Raw genomic sequence first — 15,814 nt, forward strand, 5'->3', positions numbered from 1 at the left:
GGCCAAACAACCGTTTGGCTTGGGCGCTCCGACGTGGCATTTTGCGCCACAATAATCGCCATAACAGACGCCCGGGAGACGCGTGCCGACATGACGACCGAGACCGACGATCTGCGACTGGCCGCCGATTTTGCGCCGGCCGGCGAGGCGGACTGGCGCAAGCTGGTCGATGGCGTGCTGAAGGGCGCGGCGTTCGAGAAGCTGGTCGGCAAAACCTATGACGGGCTCAAGATCCAGCCGATCTACCCACGCGCCAGGAACGCCGCACCGGTCGCCGGCCGCGCGCCCGCGGCGCCGTGGCAGATCATGCAGCGCGTCGATCATCCCGATCCGGCCAAGGCCAACGCGCAGGCGCTGCTCGACCTGGAGAACGGCGCGACCGGACTGACGCTGGTGTTCGCCGGGTCGAATGCTGCGCATGGCTTCGGCCTTACGGCCAATGCCGACGTGGTGGCGCGCGCGCTCGACGGCGTGCATCTCGATGCTGCGATTGCCATCGAATTGCAGCTCGGCGAAACGTCGTTGTCGGCCGCCGCGCAGCTGGCCGACTACGTCAAGCAGCGTGGCTTCAAGCCCGAAGTCTGCAACATCCGGTTCGGCCTCGATCCGATTGGCGATGCGGCCAGCCGCGGCGCGAGCTCGCATGACGCATCGACGCTCGGCGGCAATTCCGGCTCGCTGGTCAAGCAGCTGCACGGCGCTGGCTTCAAGGGCCCATTCTTTGCTGCGGACGGCCGTGTCGTGCACGACGCCGGCGGATCGGAAGCGCAGGAGCTGGCCTTCGTGCTGGCGTCCGCCGTGGCCTATCTGCGCGCCCTCGAGGCCGAAGGCATTCCGCTCGACACCGCACGCGACCTGATCTCTGCGCGGCTCGCCGCGGATACCGATCAGTTCCTCACCCTGGCAAAATTCCGCAGCCTGCGCCGGCTGTGGGCGCGCATCGAAGACGCTTGCGGCCTTGCGCCGAAGCCGTTCTTCATCTCCGGTGAGACGGCGTGGCGCATGCTGACCCGGCGCGATCCGTATGTGAACATGCTGCGCGCCACCATCGCGGCGTTCGCGGCCGGGCTCGGCGGCGCCAATGCGGTGACCGTGCTGCCGCACACGGCGGCCCTCGGCCTGCCCGATGCGTTTGCCCGCCGCGTCGCGCGCAACACGCAACTGGTGCTGCTGGAGGAGAGCAATCTCGCCCGCGTCGCCGACCCCGCCGCCGGCGCCGGCGGCATCGAGGCACTGACCACCGCGCTGTGCACCGCCGCCTGGGCGCTGTTCCAGGAGATCGAAAAGGCCGGCGGCGTCGTCGCCGCGCTGCAGGCCGGACTGATCCAGTCCAAGGTCGCCGCGGTGAGGCAGGCCCGCGCGGCCAACATCGCCAAGCGGCGCGACGTGCTGACCGGCGCCAGCGAGTTTCCCAATCTGGGCGAGGCCGAGGTCGCGGTCGAACCGGTTGCGCCGGTGGCCCCGCCGCCGTCCGGAAAAGCTGCCTTCACCTTTGCTGCGCTCGCACCCATCCGCCTCGCGGAAGGGTTCGAGCGGCTGCGCGACCGCTCCGACGCTTTGCTGAAGAGCAAGGGCCAGCGCCCCTCCGTTTTCCTCGCCAATCTCGGCACCGCCGCGGACTTCACCGCGCGCGCGACCTTCGCCCGCAGCTTCTTCGAGGCCGGCGGCATCGCGGCGATCGATGGTCAAGTTGCTGCGGATCCGGCGGCGCTGGCGGCAGCGTACCGCGCGTCGGGCGCCGCCATCGCCTGCCTCTGCTCGTCGGACAAGGTCTACGCCGAAGCGGCGGTTCCGGCGGCCAAGGCCCTTCAGGCGGCGGGCGCGCGGCATATCTATCTGGCAGGCCGAGGCGGCGAGCAGGAGGCTGCGCTGCGTGAGGCCGGAATCGGCAGCTTCGTGTTCGCCGGCGGCGACGCGCTGACGACACTCGAAGACGCCTATACGCATCTGGAGTGAGCATGACCGAGGCCAGCAAACCCGTCCTCACCGGCGGCTGCCAATGCGGCGCGATCCGCTATGCATTGATGTCGGCACCGACCCGCGTCAGCATCTGCCATTGCCGGATGTGCCAGAAGGCCTCAGGCGCGCCGTTCGCGGCGTTCGCCGACGTCAATCGCGAGAACCTGACCTGGACGCGCGGCGAGCCCGCGACGTTCCGCTCCTCGTCGATCGCCGACCGCTACTTCTGCCCTGCCTGTGGCACGCCACTCGGCTTCGGCCGCATCGACGGGCCGCGGATCGAGATCATGACCGGGAGCTTCGACCGGCCAGACCGCCTGGTGCCGACGCGCCAGTTTGGCTCGGAATCCCGGCTCGGCTGGGTGGTCGCGATCGCCAACCTGCCGAGCCAGACCACGCAGCAGAACTACGGACCGGACAAGATGGCGACCATCGTCAGCCATCAGCATCCGGATCATGATTGAGAGACGAGGACGCCGGGCCATGAGCCGCATTCCTGATTTCAGCGCCATCGCTTTCGAGCTCACGGCAGCCCCCGCTCCGGCCGGCGCCGCCGAGCCGTGGCTCACGCCCGAAGGCATTCCCGTGAAGCCGGCCTATGGCGAGGCCGATCTCGCCGGCGTCGATTTCCTCGACACCTGGCCTGGCATCGCGCCCTATCTGCGCGGTCCCTACCCGACGATGTATGTCAACCAGCCCTGGACGGTCCGGCAATATGCCGGCTTCTCCACTGCCGAGGATTCCAACGCGTTCTATCGCCGTAATCTCGCGGCGGGCCAGAAGGGCCTGTCGGTCGCCTTCGATCTCGCCACCCATCGCGGCTATGATTCCGATCATCCGCGCGTCGGCGGCGACGTCGGCATGGCCGGCGTTGCGATCGACTCGATCTACGACATGCGCACGCTGTTCGCGGGCATCCCGCTCGACCAGATGAGCGTGTCGATGACCATGAACGGCGCGGTGCTGCCGATCCTGGCGCTGTTCGTCGTCGCCGCCGAAGAGCAAGGCGTGCCGCCGGAAAAACTGTCGGGCACCATTCAGAACGACATTCTGAAAGAGTTCATGGTGCGCAACACCTACATCTATCCGCCGTCGCCCTCGATGCGGATCATCTCCGACATCTTCGCCTTCACCTCGCAGAAGATGCCGAAGTTCAATTCGATCTCGATCTCCGGCTATCACATGCAGGAGGCCGGCGCGACGCAGGACCTCGAACTCGCTTACACGCTCGCCGACGGCGTCGAATACTTACGCGCCGGCATCGCCGCGGGCCTCGACGTCGACCGCTTTGCACCCAGGCTGTCGTTCTTCTGGGCGATCGGCATGAACTTCTTCATGGAGGTCGCCAAGCTGCGCGCGGCGCGGCTGTTGTGGGCGAAGCTCTTGAAGCCATTCAACCCGAAAGACTCGCGCTCGCTGTCGCTGCGCACCCATAGCCAGACCTCGGGCTGGTCGCTGACGGCGCAGGACGTCTACAACAACGTCGTCCGCACGGCGGTGGAGGCAATGGCGGCGACGCAAGGCCATACGCAATCGCTGCACACCAACGCGCTCGACGAGGCCCTGGCGCTGCCGACCGACTTCTCCGCGCGCATCGCCCGCAACACCCAGCTGTTCCTGCAGCAGGAGAGCGGCACCACCCGCATCATCGACCCCTGGGGCGGCTCCTACTATGTCGAGCGACTGACCCGTGACCTCGCCGCAAAAGCCTGGGGCCACATCCAGGAGATCGAGGAGCTCGGCGGCATGGCCAAGGCGATCGAGGCCGGCGTGCCGAAGCTGCGCATCGAGGAGGCCTCGGCCAAGACCCAGGCCCGTATCGACACCGGCCGGCAGTCCGTGATCGGCGTCAACAAGTACAAGCCTGTCGACGAGCCGCCGCTCGACGTACTCAAGGTCGACAATTCCACCGTGCGCCGGCTGCAGATCGACAAGCTCTCCAGGCTGAAATCCGAGCGCAAGCAGGCCGAAGTCGATGCCGCGCTCGCCGCGCTGACGCGCTCGGCCGGCGACGGCAACGGCAACCTGCTGGCGCTGGCGATCGACGCCGCGCGCGCCAAGGCCACCGTCGGCGAGATCTCCGATGCACTGGAGAAGGTGTTCGGCCGCCACCGCGCCGAGATCAAGTCCATCACCGGCGTCTACAAGCGGGAGATTGCCGCCATGTCTGGCAAGGCCGAGAAGCTGCAGACGCTGATCGAGGCGTTCGAGGAGGCGGAAGGGCGCCGTCCCCGCATCCTCGTTGCCAAGATCGGCCAGGACGGCCACGACCGCGGCCAGAAGGTGATCGCCTCGGCGTTTGCCGACATCGGCTTCGATGTCGACATCGGGCCGCTGTTCGCCACCGCCGACGAGGCGGCGCGGCAGGCGGTCGAGAACGACGTGCACATTCTCGGCGTGTCGTCGCTGGCGGCCGCTCATCTCACTGCGGTGCCGGAGCTCAAGGCGGCGCTGAAGAAACAGGGCCGCGACGACATCATGATCATCATAGGCGGCGTGGTGCCGCCGCAGGATTACGATGCGCTGCTCAAATCGGGCGCCGAGGCGATCTTCCCGCCGGGCACCGTGATCGCCGACGCCGCCGAGGAGCTGATCCACAAGCTCAACGCCCGCCTCGGCCACAGCGAGGCGGCGGAGTAGCCATCCGTTTCCTCGGATTTGACGTTGCGATCTCAACGCGCAGCTATGAATGGCCGCGCGTTCGATCTGGGCAGGATCGAACCTTTGCGGTAGGTGGGCGCACCGACCACCACAACCCGGGTCATATGTCTCATGCATTCTGCCAAATTGCTTGCCGCCATCCTGCTTGGCCTTCTCACCCTCTCATCAGCCCTCGCCGCCGAGGCCAAGCCCGATGCGGCGATCAAGACCAAGGCCGCCAAGGCCAGCGTCACGCTGAATGCCAGCGTCAAGGCCGATCCGGCGCTCGCCGCGAACTGCCTCGCCGAGGGCCGGAAGTGGATGAACGAGCAGGCCGCGGAAGCCGCCAAGGACTACAAGGAAGACAAGGCGCTGTTCCGCGACGGCCCCTACACCTATGGCCGCGACTATTCGGTGCGCTCGATCGTCGCCGACCGCTATGTCAGCGTGCTGCGCAGCGACTACATGGACACGCACGCGGCCCATCCCAACCGAACCGTCGATACCATCCTGTGGGACAAGGCCGCCGCCAAGCGCATCTCGATCCGCCCCTTCTTCAATGAGACCGCCGACAATGGTCCGACCATGATCGCGATCCGCAAGGCGATCATCGCCTCGCTGAAGGGAGAGAAGAAGGCCCGCGACGCCGGCGACACCGACGAGGAGTGGTCGAAAGGCATCGAGCCGAAGCTGCTCGGCATCGGCGCGGTCACGCTCGCCCCCTCGACGGTGGCCGGCAAGAGCTCCGGCCTGACCTTCCACTATCCGCCCTACGCCGTCGGCGCCTATGCGGAGGGCGACTATGTCGCCTTCGTGCCGTGGGAAACGCTGAAGCCGTTCTTGACGTCCGAGGGACAGGCCGTTTTCGGCGGCAGCCGGCCCAAGGGGGATGCGGAGGATAACTGATGCCCGGGCCGGCGTGCAGCCGGGAGCCGAATATGCTAGATTGGACTCATGAACGAGGTCGTCGACATTCCCCTGACGAGCATCATTGGCCGGCTGCAGGCTCTTGCGCCGGCGCTGCGGGCGGTCGGCGTGACGCGGCTGTGGCTGTTCGGATCACGGGCGCGCGGCGATGCAAGGCCGGACAGTGATCTGGACGTGCTGATCGACAGCCGTGCCCGGGGCGAGGAGCCTCCCTTCGACTATTTCAAGGTGCTGGACCTGATCGAGAACGCGATCGGGCTGCAGGTGCAGATCTCGCAGCGGCATCTGCTGAAGCCGCGCATCATCGAGCGGATCGCCGATGATCTGATCGAGGTGATTTGATGCCGCCGACTGTCGAGGACCGGCTGCGGGATATTCTGGAAGCCATCGCTGAAATCGATGATCTGCTCGCCGGCACCGACTTTGTCCAATTTGCCGCGGACAAGATGCGGCGGATGGCGACCGAGCGATATCTCGAAATCGTCTGCGAGGCGGCGCGGCACCTGAGCGACGACGTCAAGCAGGATGCACCTGAGATCGAGTGGCAGAGAATGGTCGATTTCGGCAATCGGCTGCGCCATGCCTATCATGCGACGGACGTCGCAGTCGTCTGGAGCATTACTCGAGATCATCTGCCTCCATTGAAGGCCTTCGTTGAACGCCGCATTCGTGCGTCCAACGGATGATGGACATGCCTTCCAAGCAGACGAGCGGCCCGAGCACGCCAGACGTCAAATCCCTCGCCCGCGACCTGCGCGCCGGCAGCCGCGCGGCGCTGGCGCGTGCGATCACGCTGGTCGAGAGCCGCCGCGCCGACCATCAGGCCGCTGCGCGCGCGCTGGTGCAGGCGCTGCTGCCGCAGACGGGGAACGCGATCCGCGTCGGCATCACCGGCTCGCCGGGCGTGGGCAAGTCCACGACGATCGACGCGCTCGGCATGTATCTGATCGAGCAGGGCCAGAAGGTCGCGGTGCTCGCGGTGGACCCCTCCTCGGCGCGCACTGGCGGTTCCATCCTCGGCGACAAGACGCGGATGGCGCGGCTGTCGCATCACGCGCATGCGTTCATCCGCCCCTCGCCCTCCTCCGGCACGCTGGGCGGCGTCGCCGCCAAGACGCGCGAGGCGATGCTGCTGTGCGAGGCCGCCGGCTTCGACGTGATCCTGGTCGAGACCGTCGGCATCGGCCAGTCCGAGACTGCGGTCTGCGACATGACCGATTTCTTCCTGGCTCTGATGCTGCCGGGCGGCGGCGACGAACTGCAGGGCATCAAGAAGGGCCTGGTCGAGCTCGCCGACATGATCGCGATCAACAAGGCCGACGGCGACAATATCAAGCGCGCCAACGTCACCGCGGCGGACTATCGCGGCGCGCTGCATCTGCTGGCGCCCCGCTCCGAGCACTGGCATCCGCCGGTCCTGACCTATTCGGCGATATCAGGTACCGGCATCGCCGATCTCTGGCAGAAGATCCTCGACCACCGCAAGGCGATGATCGCCTCCGGCGAGTTCGCCGCGCGCCGCCGCGACCAGCAGGTGAAATGGATGTGGACCATGCTGGAGCAGCGCCTGATGGCGCGGCTGCGCACCGATCCGTCCATTCGCACGAAGGTGAAGAAGCTCGAAATCGACGTCGCCGAGGGCCGCGTCGCGCCGGCGCTCGCAGCCGAGCAGCTCGCGGAGCTGCTGACATGAACGAGCCGCTTCGGATCCTGCTGACGGGGTTCGGCCCGTTTCCCGGCGCGCCGTTCAATCCGACCATGCCGCTGGTCAAGCGGCTGTCCGAGTTGCGGCGCCCTGCGCTGGATGACGTGGAGATCAGCAGCCACATCTTTCACGTCACCTACGGCACGGTGGATCGCGAGCTGCCCCAGCTGATCGCGGAACGCCGCCCCCATGCGCTGCTGATGTTCGGTCTCGCCGGGCGCACGCCGTATCTCCGCATCGAGACCCGCGCCCGCAACGCAGTCACCACGACCTTCCCCGACGCGGATCGCCACGTCGCGCGCAAGGGCGTGATCGTGCCGGGAGCGCATCCGATGCTGTTCGGTCCGCACATGGCCCGGCTGCTGCGCGCAGCACGGGCCACGGGCATCGATGCCCGGCCGTCGCGTGATGCCGGCAGCTATCTCTGCAACTATCTGAGCTGGCGCGCGATCGAAGCGACCCGGACCGCCGACGGGCCGCGGCTGGCGGCCTTCATTCACATTCCCCCGCTGCCGCGGGCCGGCACAGCGTTGCCGCGCGGCAACTCACGCATCACGATCGAGCCCCTCGTCGATGCCGGCGAAGCGATGCTGATGGAAATGGTCAGGCTCGTGCGACGGAAATCCGTCCGCACGAGCTGAACCCTCTGACGGTTACTCGGTCCGACACTCGTCAATCCCGGACGTCAGACACTCCAGCGCCGGCGGCCAAACCCGCCGCCGATCAGGCGCAGCACGAGCAGCAGGACCACCGCGCCGATGAAGGCGTTGACGATGGCCGCGACCAGTCCGACGCCGAGATGAATTCCAAGCCTCGGCAGCAGCCAGTTGCCGATGAACGCGCCGAGGAGGCCGACGATCAAGTCGCCGATCAAGCCGAAACCGCCGCCTTCCATCACGCGACCTGCAAGCCACCCGGCAACGATGCCGACGAAAAGAATAACCAACAGACTTTCATTGGACAGATGCATGACCTTCTCCGCGCCGACCCCCATCGGCGGAACAATGTCGGTGAGTCTAATTCGTTCCCCTCCCCCGGACGGCAGCAGCGCTTTGCGGAAAGATTTACCCCTCCCTGCAACAATGCCATCGGCCGGCGCTCATCCTCGGCCTCAGCATTCAGGCTGTCGTCCAAGTCTTGGCAGAACAATCAATTTTCGCGCGGGGGCCTTACCATGGACGTCAATCGCCGACGCATTCTGGCTGGATCGGCTGCTGGCGCCGCCGAAGCATTGGCCTTGCCCGTGGACGCCGCACGGTCCGCCCCCCTGATCTCCACGCTCGGCCGTGATGCCACGCAATATGGCGTCAGGCCGAACAGCCCCGACGACCAGACCCGCGCGCTGCAGCGCGCGATCGATGAGGCGGCGCGCGCCCAGGCGCCGCTGGCCCTGCCGCCGGGCAGCTATCGCAGTTCGATGCTTCGCCTCGCCAAGGGCAGCCAGCTGGCCGGCGTCCGCGGCGCCACCCGGCTGGTCTTCATCGGCGGCGGCCCGTCGCTGCTGTCCGCCGAGGGCGCTGACGGCATCGGCCTGACCGGCGTGTCGCTCGACGGCGCCAGCATCGCCCTGCCCCCACGCCGCGGCCTTCTTCATGTCGCCGCTGCCCGCGACGTCCGTATCGTCGATTGCGAGATCACCCATTCCGGCGGCAGCGGCATCTGGCTCGAGCAGGTCTCAGGCGACGTCAGCGGCAACATCCTGACCGACATCGCCGTCACCGCGATCGTGTCGTTCGATGCGCAGGGACTGATCGTCTCGCGCAACACCATCCAGGGCACGCGCGACAACGGCATCGAAATCCTGCGCACCGCGAGCGGCGACGATGGCACGATGGTCACGGACAACCGCATCGAGGACATCAAGGCCGGTCCGGGCGGCTCCGGCCAGTACGGCAACGCCATCAACGCCTTCCGCGCCGGCAACGTCATCATCAGCGGCAACCGCATCAGGAACTGCGACTACTCGGCGGTGCGCGGCAACTCCGCCTCCAACATCCAGATCATCGGCAACAGCGTCACCGACGTGCGCGAGGTCGCGCTGTATTCGGAGTTCGCGTTCGAAGGCGCCGTGATATCGGGCAACACCGTGGACGGCGCCGCGTTCGGCGTCTCCGTCTGCAACTTCAACGAAGGCGGCCGCATCGCGGTCGTCCAGGGCAACGTCATCCGCAACCTGATCCCGAAGCGGCCGATCGGCACCGCGCCCGACGACGATGCCGGCATCGGCATCTATGTCGAGGCCGACAGCTCAGTGACCGGCAACGTGGTCGAGAATGCTCCGTCCTACGGCATCGTCGCCGGCTGGGGCCGCTACCTGCGCGACGTCGTCATCTCCGGCAACGTGATCCGCAACGCGCTGGCCGGCGTCGGGCTGTCGGTCGTTCCGGGCGCGGGCACGGCTCTCGTCAGCAACAATGTGATCTCGGGCACGCCACGGGGCGCCGTGATCGGGCTCGATCACATCAAGCCGGTCACCCCGGACCTGACGCAGGATGGCGCGCAGCGCTTTGCGCAGTTCGTGATCAGCGGCAATGCGGTGCGACGAAGCTGACGTGCCGCTCAGACACGCTGTGGTCGGGGCGTCAGCCTGACCTGGGTCATGGCGACCCCGGTGATTGCGAGCAGCCCACCCACGATCAGATTCGGGGTCACGCGATCGCCGAGGAACGCCACGCTCGATATGACGGCGAAAACCGGCAGCAGCAGGCCGAAGGGCGCGACGCGACTCATGGAGCAGCGGGCGATCAACCAGAACCACAGGCCAAACCCAATAATTCCTCCGATGAAAATCGTGTAGCCGAGGGCCAGCCAGCCACGCTCATCGGCGGTGGCGAGGCTCCCAAGTTGCCCATGTTCGACCAGTAACGACACCAGCAACACCTGCGGGACCGTGAACAGCGACGACCATCCCGTCAGCATCAGCGGATCGAACGGACCGTACCGCTTGGTCATGACGTTGGAGACCGCGAATGCGAAGGCGGCCCCGGCCACGAGCAGCAGCGGCAGCGCGTTCGCCGACAGGCCGGAGCCCGCGGCCAGCACGACCACACCGAGGAACGCGAGCGCCACTCCGGCGGTCGTGGCGAGAGACGGTCGCTCCGCGAGCAGCGGCCAGGCCAAGAGAACGGTGAAGGGAGTCGCGAGTTGATAGGCGACGGCCGACATGCTTCCCGAGCCGAGCCCGAGGCCGACATAGAACAGGCCGAAATTCAGCCCTCCGAGAAAGACGGAAATGGCCGCGATGTACCCGAATTGGCGGGCCGTGGGCGTCTTGACGAACGGGACGAGCAGCACCGCGATGACCAGGAAGCGAACGGCGAGGAAGAACAGCGGCGGAAACTGTGCTACGCCCACCTTGATGGCGACGAACTGATACCCCCAGAGCAAGGGAACGGCGACCGCGCAAACCATCTGGATGGCAGACATGGGCTTCCTTTTAAAGACCGATCAGTCCAGATATTGTCCCGCCGATCGACAAGGACACGACTTGTCGTCTAGCTGATGAAGCAGTCGAGCAGAGCGTCGACCGTGGCTTGCGATGCGATGGGCGTCGGCCCCGGTTTGGCGACCACGCGCAATCCCTCGACGAAACAGACGAGAATGCGAGCGGCGCTCGAAGGCTCGACACCGTCGGCCAGCCTGCCCGCCGTCTTCGCGCGAGACAATGCGTACGCGACCTTGACTTCCATGGCTTTGAAGAAGCCCGCGATACGCCGGCCCGCCTCGGCATCCTGGCCGGCAAGCTCCATCGCGGTGGCAACCAGCAGGCAGCCCCGCCGACCATCGGCACCGCGCGTGCGCTCGACGTAACCGGTGAGATAGGCGCGCAGACCATCGACAGGATCTCGACCGGGGTCGAGCTCGGTCTCCATTCGTGTCAAGGCATCGGCAATGTAGCGGTCGAGGGCGAGCAGGAACAGCGAGTGCTTGTCCCCGAAAGCAGCGTAAAGGCTGCCGCGCGAGAGCTTGGTCGCGCGCAGGAGGTCAGGGAGTGCGGTGGCATGATAGCCGCGCGACCAGAACACACCCATGGCGCGTTCGACGGCGGCTTCCACGTCGAAACTGCGCGGACGGCCGCGGGGCAACTGCTCCGAGGTTTGGCGTCTCATCGTCGATATATAGACTGAACGGTCTTGAAATGCAAGGCGAGCGCCTGCGCGCTTTGACGGTCCTGGCGATGGCTAGAGGTCGAGGCAGCCCGGTCGTCAGGCGCGCGCTGCTCGGCTTCGAACAACGACGATGCCGGACGCGCGGCGACGAGCGCTCGACGAACGGCCGGCGAAATACAGCGATTGGTACCCTCGTCGCCGGTTCGACGAAAACTAATAGGCCACTGCCAGTGCCGGATAGCGGCGCTCGATGGCGTCGAGATCGACCACCGGCTCGTCATACCCGGTGTCGGACTCCATGCCGACGCTCAAGGCCTGCGCCAGCGCCGCCATGTCGATGCGCGGCGGCGCGACGGTCAGCTCCGGCTCGTAGCGATCTGCGGCGACGATGTCGTCTTCGGCCACGTCATCCGGCTCGATGACGTAGTCCGGCTCCGGCTCGTCTCCGGCCGGCTCCATCGCGGCGTCGATGACGATCTCGGACTCCGCCAGGATGGTTTCGAGCGAGCGCGGCAGTTCGATCTGGCGGTGCGCGACCGGCTGCGGCTCCGGCGGGCGCACGGGCGTCGGCGGCGTGGCCACGATCACGGCCGGCGTCTGGCTCGGCACGATGCTGACCTGCTCGGCTTCGCCGAAGGCCAGCGTCTGCCAGGTCTGCACGGCGGCCTTCGCGTGCCGAAGATCGTCCAGGAAAGACTGCTCGGTGTAGTAGCGGCGCCAGCGGCCGCTGTCGAACAGCTCGGTGAGATGGTTCAGCCGCCTTTCGGCGAGCGCACACCAGCGCGCCGCCAGATCGCGGCTGCAGGTCACGTCCGGTCGATGTGTCATAGGGGGAGCCCGCGAGAGAAGGGGACGGACGCACTCGGCACGAATCAACGCAACGTGACGTGAATATTTTGTGGAAAAGGTTAACAAAGTCTAGCTAACGCCATGTTCGTCAGCGGCCAAACCGTAGTCGTGCGGAATTTTTGTCCGCGTTTTTTCGGGCTTGCCCGGCATCCCGGCAACGTCAACGCGACTGCGTAGCTCACCGGCAACCCGAGGATGTGGACAACCCGACGCTGTCACGCTGACCGGTGAGACGCCGGCCGGTCAGAGGACGTGCTGTGTTTGGACATCGGCCAAAACGAAAGAGCCGTCCGGGGGGACAACCGGACGGCTCGAGCCATATGGGCGCTTGGGGTGGATGGGCGCTCGCGCCTTATATAGCTTCGGGGAGGGGATCACCGCTCCCACGTACCTTCTGTCGTGACCGCGCCGGCCCACGTTCAAAGCGATGGCAGGAATTCCGGAACGTTCACGAAAACGTTGACGCTATGGCTGCGCGGGCCTGGGCGTGTCGGCAGCCGGAGCGCCGCCGGTCGCCATCGCTGCGTTCGAGGTGACCGCGTTCGAGCCGGCCGCGGCCGGACCCAGCTCGCGCGCAGGCGTTGTGTCCCGCCCCTGCTCGCGCGGCAGACCGGCCGCAGGAGCGGCCGAGAGCGCCGGTGCATCCTGGGGCGCCGCCACTGCCTCGACCGCCGCCAACGCATCAGCCTCCCCTGCTCCGTACAGATCGTCCGGCCCGGGGGCGCCAAGATCGCGCGCGGTCCTGGTCAGCACCATCCGCACCGTCTCCGGCTTCAGCGCCGGATTGCGCTCCAGCACCAGCGCCGCGAGGCCGCTGACATAGGCCGCGGCGAACGAGGTGCCCGAAATGATCTGATACTTGCCGTCGGGCGCCGGCACGAAGATGTCGGCGCCGGGCGCAGCCAATGCGATGTGGCGGCCGCGGTTGGATGCCGGCAGCAATTGATCCCCGGTGTCGGTCGCGCTGACGGCGATGACGTTCGGATGGGCGGCGGGATAGAGCGGCGGCGATCTCGCGCCGGCATTGCCTGCGGCGGCGATCATCACGACGTCCTTGGCGGCAACGGCCACGACCGCGCGTGCGACCACCGCATCGTTCGGCCCGGCGAAGCTCATGTTGACGATCTGCGCGCCATGCAGCGCCGCGTAGTCCAGCGCCTTGAGGATCACATAGGAGTTGCTCTCCGGACCGCCGCCCGTCCTGGCCACGCCGAAGGCGCGGATGGCGATGATCCGCGCATAGGGCGCGCTGCCCATCAGCCGCTTGTGCGACACGATCACGCCGGCGACGCCGGTGCCGTGGACGTGCGGCTTCTCGTCGCCGCCGAGCGCGTCGAAGGCATCGAATGCGGCATCGTCGAATTCCGGATGCGCAAGATCGACTCTGGAATCGATCACCGCGATGGTGACGTTGGAGCCCTGCGCGAGCTTATGGGCTTCGGGCAGTCGCAGCTTCGCCAGCGCGTATTGCGCCGGGTCGCCCTCCGTGGGCGTCGCGCTCTGCTGCAGCGTGTAGCGATAGTTCGGCTGCACCGAGCGGACGCTGCGATCGGCGGCGAGCCGGCGGCTCACCGTCTCGACCGAGCTTCTGTCGGTGATCCGAAACAGGCCGATGGTGGCGCCGATCAGCGGAAAGCTCTGCGAACTGATGCGCCGCAGGCCATGGCGGCGCGCCAGCGCGTCGGCCTGGTCGGCCGACAGGCTGCCGTCGATCTCGGCGACCAGTTCGTTGGCAATGGTGTTGGGATCGGCAGCGGCCTTGGCCGTCGGCTCGCGCCGCTGCGCGGCCTTGGCGGACTTGCCGTTGTCCAACCTGCCCTTGTCCAACTTCCCTTTGTTCAAATTGCCGTTGCGCGATGTCCGCGTGCCGGATCCGCCGTCGGCCGTCGCCGGGGGACGTCTCAGACATTCGCTGGAGGCGCTGCGATCGGCCGGGCTGCAGGACGTCTGCAGGTTCGGCGCAAAGCGCGCGTTCGGCAGCGCGGGCCGCACTGCAAGGCCGGGGCCCGGCCCAGGCACGCGCATCGCCGCGCCCGGATTGATGCTCGGCACCCGGCTCTGGATGTTGATGTTGGGCGAGCGCATCATCACCTGCGCCGAGGCGCTGATATCGCCGCTCGCCATGGCGAGCACCACGCCCGCGCTCAGCGCGGCGAGATGTTTTGCGAAGCGCCGCAACGCAACGGACGACATGGAGCCTCCGAATGACGTCTCGGACGGCACGGGCTATTGAGCGGCCACCGCGAGGCTGACGATCTTTTCCCGCGACAGGCGGCCGATCAGGCCATCGGCCTCGGCCTTCGACAGCGGCTGATTGCCCAATTGCAGCTTGAACAACCCGCCCTTGGCGCCCTCGACGACCGACGCCTGGTAGCTGTCGAGCAGCGCCGTGATGTCGGCCATGCGCGCATCGGGCGCGAACCGCACCAGCGCGTAGGCCGGAGCGGCGAATTGCGGCCCGAGGCCGCGGATCAGCGGCGCGGCGGGCGACGGCGCCTCGGCCATGCGCGAGCGGCTCATGCCGTCGGCCGCCCGCTGCTCCGCCGGGGCCACAGCGCTCGGCGGCGGCGCGGCGGGTTTCGGCGCGTCGGCGACCGCCTTGTCCTCGGTCAGCGACGCGGTCTGATAGGTCGCGCTCTGCGAGCGCATCAGCACGGCGCCGATGATGCCGGCCTGCGCCACCACCAGCAGCGCGCCGAGGCTCACCGTCCAGACCAGCGTGCGCGGCGACAGGTTCTCGAAGAATGCCATGAGGCGGGAGCCCAGGCCGGGCGACGCCTTGGGCGCCTGCTCCGGCTCGGCCTCGATCGCTGCGAACAGCTTCTGCATCGCGCGCATCGACGGCGCGCCGAGGGTTTCGTTCAGCGCGATGGTCTCGGCATATTCCTTCTGGATCTCAGCATACTGCCGGGCGAGATCGCCGTCCTGGGCCAGCGCCTCCTCGACCCGGCGCATGTCGCGCGCGCTCAGCGTGCCGGCAGCGTACCACGGCAACAGGAGTTCGATGTCACCGGGCTCTTGCTCCAGCATTTTCTTGCTCAAAGCCATCATGGCCAGCCTCTTTCAATGCCGGCCGCCTTCAGGAGTTCGGCCAATTTCTTGCGCGCATAGAACAGGCGCGTCTTCACGGTGTTTTCCGGAATTCCGACGATCTCGGCCACCTCCTCCACGGATTTCTCGTGGTAGTAGACGAGATCGACGATCTCCCGGTGATCAGGCGAAAGCGCGGTCAGGCACTTGCGCAAGGCTTCCCCGGTATTCTTCTTCTGCACCGCCACTTCCGGATCGTCGGACGTGTCCTCGATCGCGTTCGCGGCGTCGTCTTCCAACTCAACGTCCTTCCGGCGCCGAAGTGCCGAGAGAGCCTTGAATCGCGTGATGGCCAACAGCCAGGTGGAAACGGCAGAGCGGCCCTCGAACTTGCCGGCCTGACGCCACACGTCGAGAAAGACCTCGCTGATGAGATCCTCCGCGGCCTGTTCGTCCCGCACGAGCCGGAGCCCGAAACGGTACACCCTGACATGGTGCCGTCCATACAGGACCTGCATGGCGAGCCGGTCGCCTCGAGCGATCCGGGCAATCAGGGTTTCATCTGACGCCGCTGCTGTCACGCTCAATGGCCGTC

Annotated in this window: 16 protein-coding genes; 9 read left to right on the forward strand and 7 right to left on the reverse strand. The window is 67.0% G+C overall.

Annotation, left to right across the window (positions count from 1 at the left end):
* Positions 1-90 precede the first annotated feature (90 nt).
* The 8 genes from ACQR1B_RS11430 to ACQR1B_RS11465 all read left to right on the forward strand — a co-directional run bounded on the left by ACQR1B_RS11430 (position 91) and on the right by ACQR1B_RS11465 (position 7,872).
* Positions 91-1,956, forward strand: coding sequence for a methylmalonyl-CoA mutase family protein (locus ACQR1B_RS11430; protein WP_434831196.1), 1,866 nt, complete (start codon positions 91-93; stop codon positions 1,954-1,956).
* Between the two features lie 2 nt (positions 1,957-1,958).
* Positions 1,959-2,423 carry a GFA family protein gene (locus ACQR1B_RS11435; RefSeq protein ID WP_434830836.1) on the forward strand — a complete coding sequence of 155 codons (465 nt, stop codon included), beginning with the start codon at positions 1,959-1,961 and terminating at the stop codon, positions 2,421-2,423.
* A 19-nt stretch (positions 2,424-2,442) separates the two neighbouring features.
* Positions 2,443-4,599, forward strand: coding sequence for a methylmalonyl-CoA mutase (gene scpA / locus ACQR1B_RS11440; RefSeq protein WP_434830835.1), 2,157 nt, complete (start codon positions 2,443-2,445; stop codon positions 4,597-4,599).
* A gap of 132 nt (positions 4,600-4,731) precedes the next feature.
* A complete protein-coding gene (locus ACQR1B_RS11445; protein WP_434830834.1) occupies positions 4,732-5,505 on the forward strand; it encodes an RsiV family protein in 774 nt (257 codons plus the stop codon).
* Between the two features lie 48 nt (positions 5,506-5,553).
* Positions 5,554-5,868, forward strand: coding sequence for a nucleotidyltransferase family protein (locus ACQR1B_RS11450; protein ID WP_434830833.1), 315 nt, complete (start codon positions 5,554-5,556; stop codon positions 5,866-5,868).
* Positions 5,868-6,212 (forward strand): HepT-like ribonuclease domain-containing protein, encoded by a 345-nt coding sequence (locus ACQR1B_RS11455; RefSeq protein WP_434830832.1) that lies wholly within the window; start codon positions 5,868-5,870, stop codon positions 6,210-6,212. The genes ACQR1B_RS11450 and ACQR1B_RS11455 overlap by 1 nt, the downstream gene beginning before the upstream one ends.
* Positions 6,213-6,217: 5 nt before the next feature.
* The gene (gene meaB, locus ACQR1B_RS11460; protein WP_434830831.1) at positions 6,218-7,219 is read left to right on the forward strand and encodes a methylmalonyl Co-A mutase-associated GTPase MeaB; all 1,002 of its coding nucleotides are present in this window, start codon (positions 6,218-6,220) and stop codon (positions 7,217-7,219) included.
* Positions 7,216-7,872 carry a pyroglutamyl-peptidase I gene (locus ACQR1B_RS11465; RefSeq protein WP_434830830.1) on the forward strand — a complete coding sequence of 219 codons (657 nt, stop codon included), beginning with the start codon at positions 7,216-7,218 and terminating at the stop codon, positions 7,870-7,872. Before meaB ends, ACQR1B_RS11465 begins: the two co-directional genes overlap by 4 nt.
* A gap of 44 nt (positions 7,873-7,916) precedes the next feature.
* Here ACQR1B_RS11465 and ACQR1B_RS11470 read toward each other — a convergent pair whose 3' ends face one another.
* Positions 7,917-8,201: a GlsB/YeaQ/YmgE family stress response membrane protein gene (locus ACQR1B_RS11470; RefSeq protein WP_434830829.1), complete on the reverse strand. Its 285-nt coding sequence runs from the start codon at positions 8,199-8,201 to the stop codon at positions 7,917-7,919.
* A 204-nt stretch (positions 8,202-8,405) separates the two neighbouring features.
* On the opposite strand from ACQR1B_RS11470, the gene ACQR1B_RS11475 reads away from it, so the two are divergent.
* The gene (locus tag ACQR1B_RS11475) at positions 8,406-9,782 is read left to right on the forward strand and encodes a TIGR03808 family TAT-translocated repetitive protein (protein ID WP_434830828.1); all 1,377 of its coding nucleotides are present in this window, start codon (positions 8,406-8,408) and stop codon (positions 9,780-9,782) included.
* Positions 9,783-9,790: 8 nt separating this feature from the next.
* Here the strand turns inward: ACQR1B_RS11475 and ACQR1B_RS11480 are convergent, their stop codons facing one another.
* The 6 genes from ACQR1B_RS11480 to ACQR1B_RS11505 all read right to left on the reverse strand — a co-directional run bounded on the left by ACQR1B_RS11480 (position 9,791) and on the right by ACQR1B_RS11505 (position 15,806).
* Entirely contained in the window at positions 9,791-10,657 is an 867-nt protein-coding gene (locus ACQR1B_RS11480) for a DMT family transporter (protein WP_434830827.1), read from the reverse strand.
* A 68-nt stretch (positions 10,658-10,725) separates the two neighbouring features.
* Positions 10,726-11,340, reverse strand: a complete 615-nt coding sequence (locus ACQR1B_RS11485) for a TetR/AcrR family transcriptional regulator (RefSeq protein WP_434830826.1) — start codon at positions 11,338-11,340, stop codon at positions 10,726-10,728.
* Positions 11,341-11,553: 213 nt separating this feature from the next.
* Positions 11,554-12,168 carry a TIGR03809 family protein gene (locus tag ACQR1B_RS11490; RefSeq protein ID WP_434830825.1) on the reverse strand — a complete coding sequence of 205 codons (615 nt, stop codon included), beginning with the start codon at positions 12,166-12,168 and terminating at the stop codon, positions 11,554-11,556.
* 486 nt (positions 12,169-12,654) lie between these two features.
* Positions 12,655-14,382 carry a S8 family serine peptidase gene (locus tag ACQR1B_RS11495; protein ID WP_434830824.1) on the reverse strand — a complete coding sequence of 576 codons (1,728 nt, stop codon included), beginning with the start codon at positions 14,380-14,382 and terminating at the stop codon, positions 12,655-12,657.
* A 33-nt stretch (positions 14,383-14,415) separates the two neighbouring features.
* Complete coding sequence (locus ACQR1B_RS11500) at positions 14,416-15,240, reverse strand: hypothetical protein (RefSeq protein ID WP_434830823.1); 825 nt, start codon at positions 15,238-15,240, stop codon at positions 14,416-14,418.
* On the reverse strand, positions 15,237-15,806 hold the full coding sequence (locus ACQR1B_RS11505) for a sigma-70 family RNA polymerase sigma factor (protein ID WP_434830822.1): 570 nt from the start codon (positions 15,804-15,806) through the stop codon (positions 15,237-15,239). The genes ACQR1B_RS11500 and ACQR1B_RS11505 overlap by 4 nt, the downstream gene beginning before the upstream one ends.
* Positions 15,807-15,814: the final 8 nt, after the last annotated feature.

Origin of the sequence: Bradyrhizobium oligotrophicum, assembly GCF_051168495.1 — a bacterium.
GTDB lineage: Bacteria > Pseudomonadota > Alphaproteobacteria > Rhizobiales > Xanthobacteraceae > Bradyrhizobium > Bradyrhizobium oligotrophicum_A.

Excerpts from the sequence above, each read along its gene's own strand:
- ACQR1B_RS11430 (WP_434831196.1), top strand. The coding sequence starts at position 91 with ATGACGACCGAGACCGACGATCTGCGACTGGCCGCCGATTTTGCGCCG.
- ACQR1B_RS11435 (WP_434830836.1), top strand. The coding sequence starts at position 1,959 with ATGACCGAGGCCAGCAAACCCGTCCTCACCGGCGGCTGCCAATGCGGC.
- scpA (WP_434830835.1), top strand. The coding sequence starts at position 2,443 with ATGAGCCGCATTCCTGATTTCAGCGCCATCGCTTTCGAGCTCACGGCA.
- ACQR1B_RS11445 (WP_434830834.1), top strand. The coding sequence starts at position 4,732 with ATGCATTCTGCCAAATTGCTTGCCGCCATCCTGCTTGGCCTTCTCACC.
- ACQR1B_RS11450 (WP_434830833.1), top strand. The coding sequence starts at position 5,554 with ATGAACGAGGTCGTCGACATTCCCCTGACGAGCATCATTGGCCGGCTG.
- ACQR1B_RS11455 (WP_434830832.1), top strand. The coding sequence starts at position 5,868 with ATGCCGCCGACTGTCGAGGACCGGCTGCGGGATATTCTGGAAGCCATC.
- meaB (WP_434830831.1), top strand. The coding sequence starts at position 6,218 with ATGCCTTCCAAGCAGACGAGCGGCCCGAGCACGCCAGACGTCAAATCC.
- ACQR1B_RS11465 (WP_434830830.1), top strand. The coding sequence starts at position 7,216 with ATGAACGAGCCGCTTCGGATCCTGCTGACGGGGTTCGGCCCGTTTCCC.
- ACQR1B_RS11470 (WP_434830829.1), bottom strand. The coding sequence starts at position 8,201 with ATGCATCTGTCCAATGAAAGTCTGTTGGTTATTCTTTTCGTCGGCATC.
- ACQR1B_RS11475 (WP_434830828.1), top strand. The coding sequence starts at position 8,406 with ATGGACGTCAATCGCCGACGCATTCTGGCTGGATCGGCTGCTGGCGCC.
- ACQR1B_RS11480 (WP_434830827.1), bottom strand. The coding sequence starts at position 10,657 with ATGTCTGCCATCCAGATGGTTTGCGCGGTCGCCGTTCCCTTGCTCTGG.
- ACQR1B_RS11485 (WP_434830826.1), bottom strand. The coding sequence starts at position 11,340 with ATGAGACGCCAAACCTCGGAGCAGTTGCCCCGCGGCCGTCCGCGCAGT.
- ACQR1B_RS11490 (WP_434830825.1), bottom strand. The coding sequence starts at position 12,168 with ATGACACATCGACCGGACGTGACCTGCAGCCGCGATCTGGCGGCGCGC.
- ACQR1B_RS11495 (WP_434830824.1), bottom strand. The coding sequence starts at position 14,382 with ATGTCGTCCGTTGCGTTGCGGCGCTTCGCAAAACATCTCGCCGCGCTG.
- ACQR1B_RS11500 (WP_434830823.1), bottom strand. The coding sequence starts at position 15,240 with ATGATGGCTTTGAGCAAGAAAATGCTGGAGCAAGAGCCCGGTGACATC.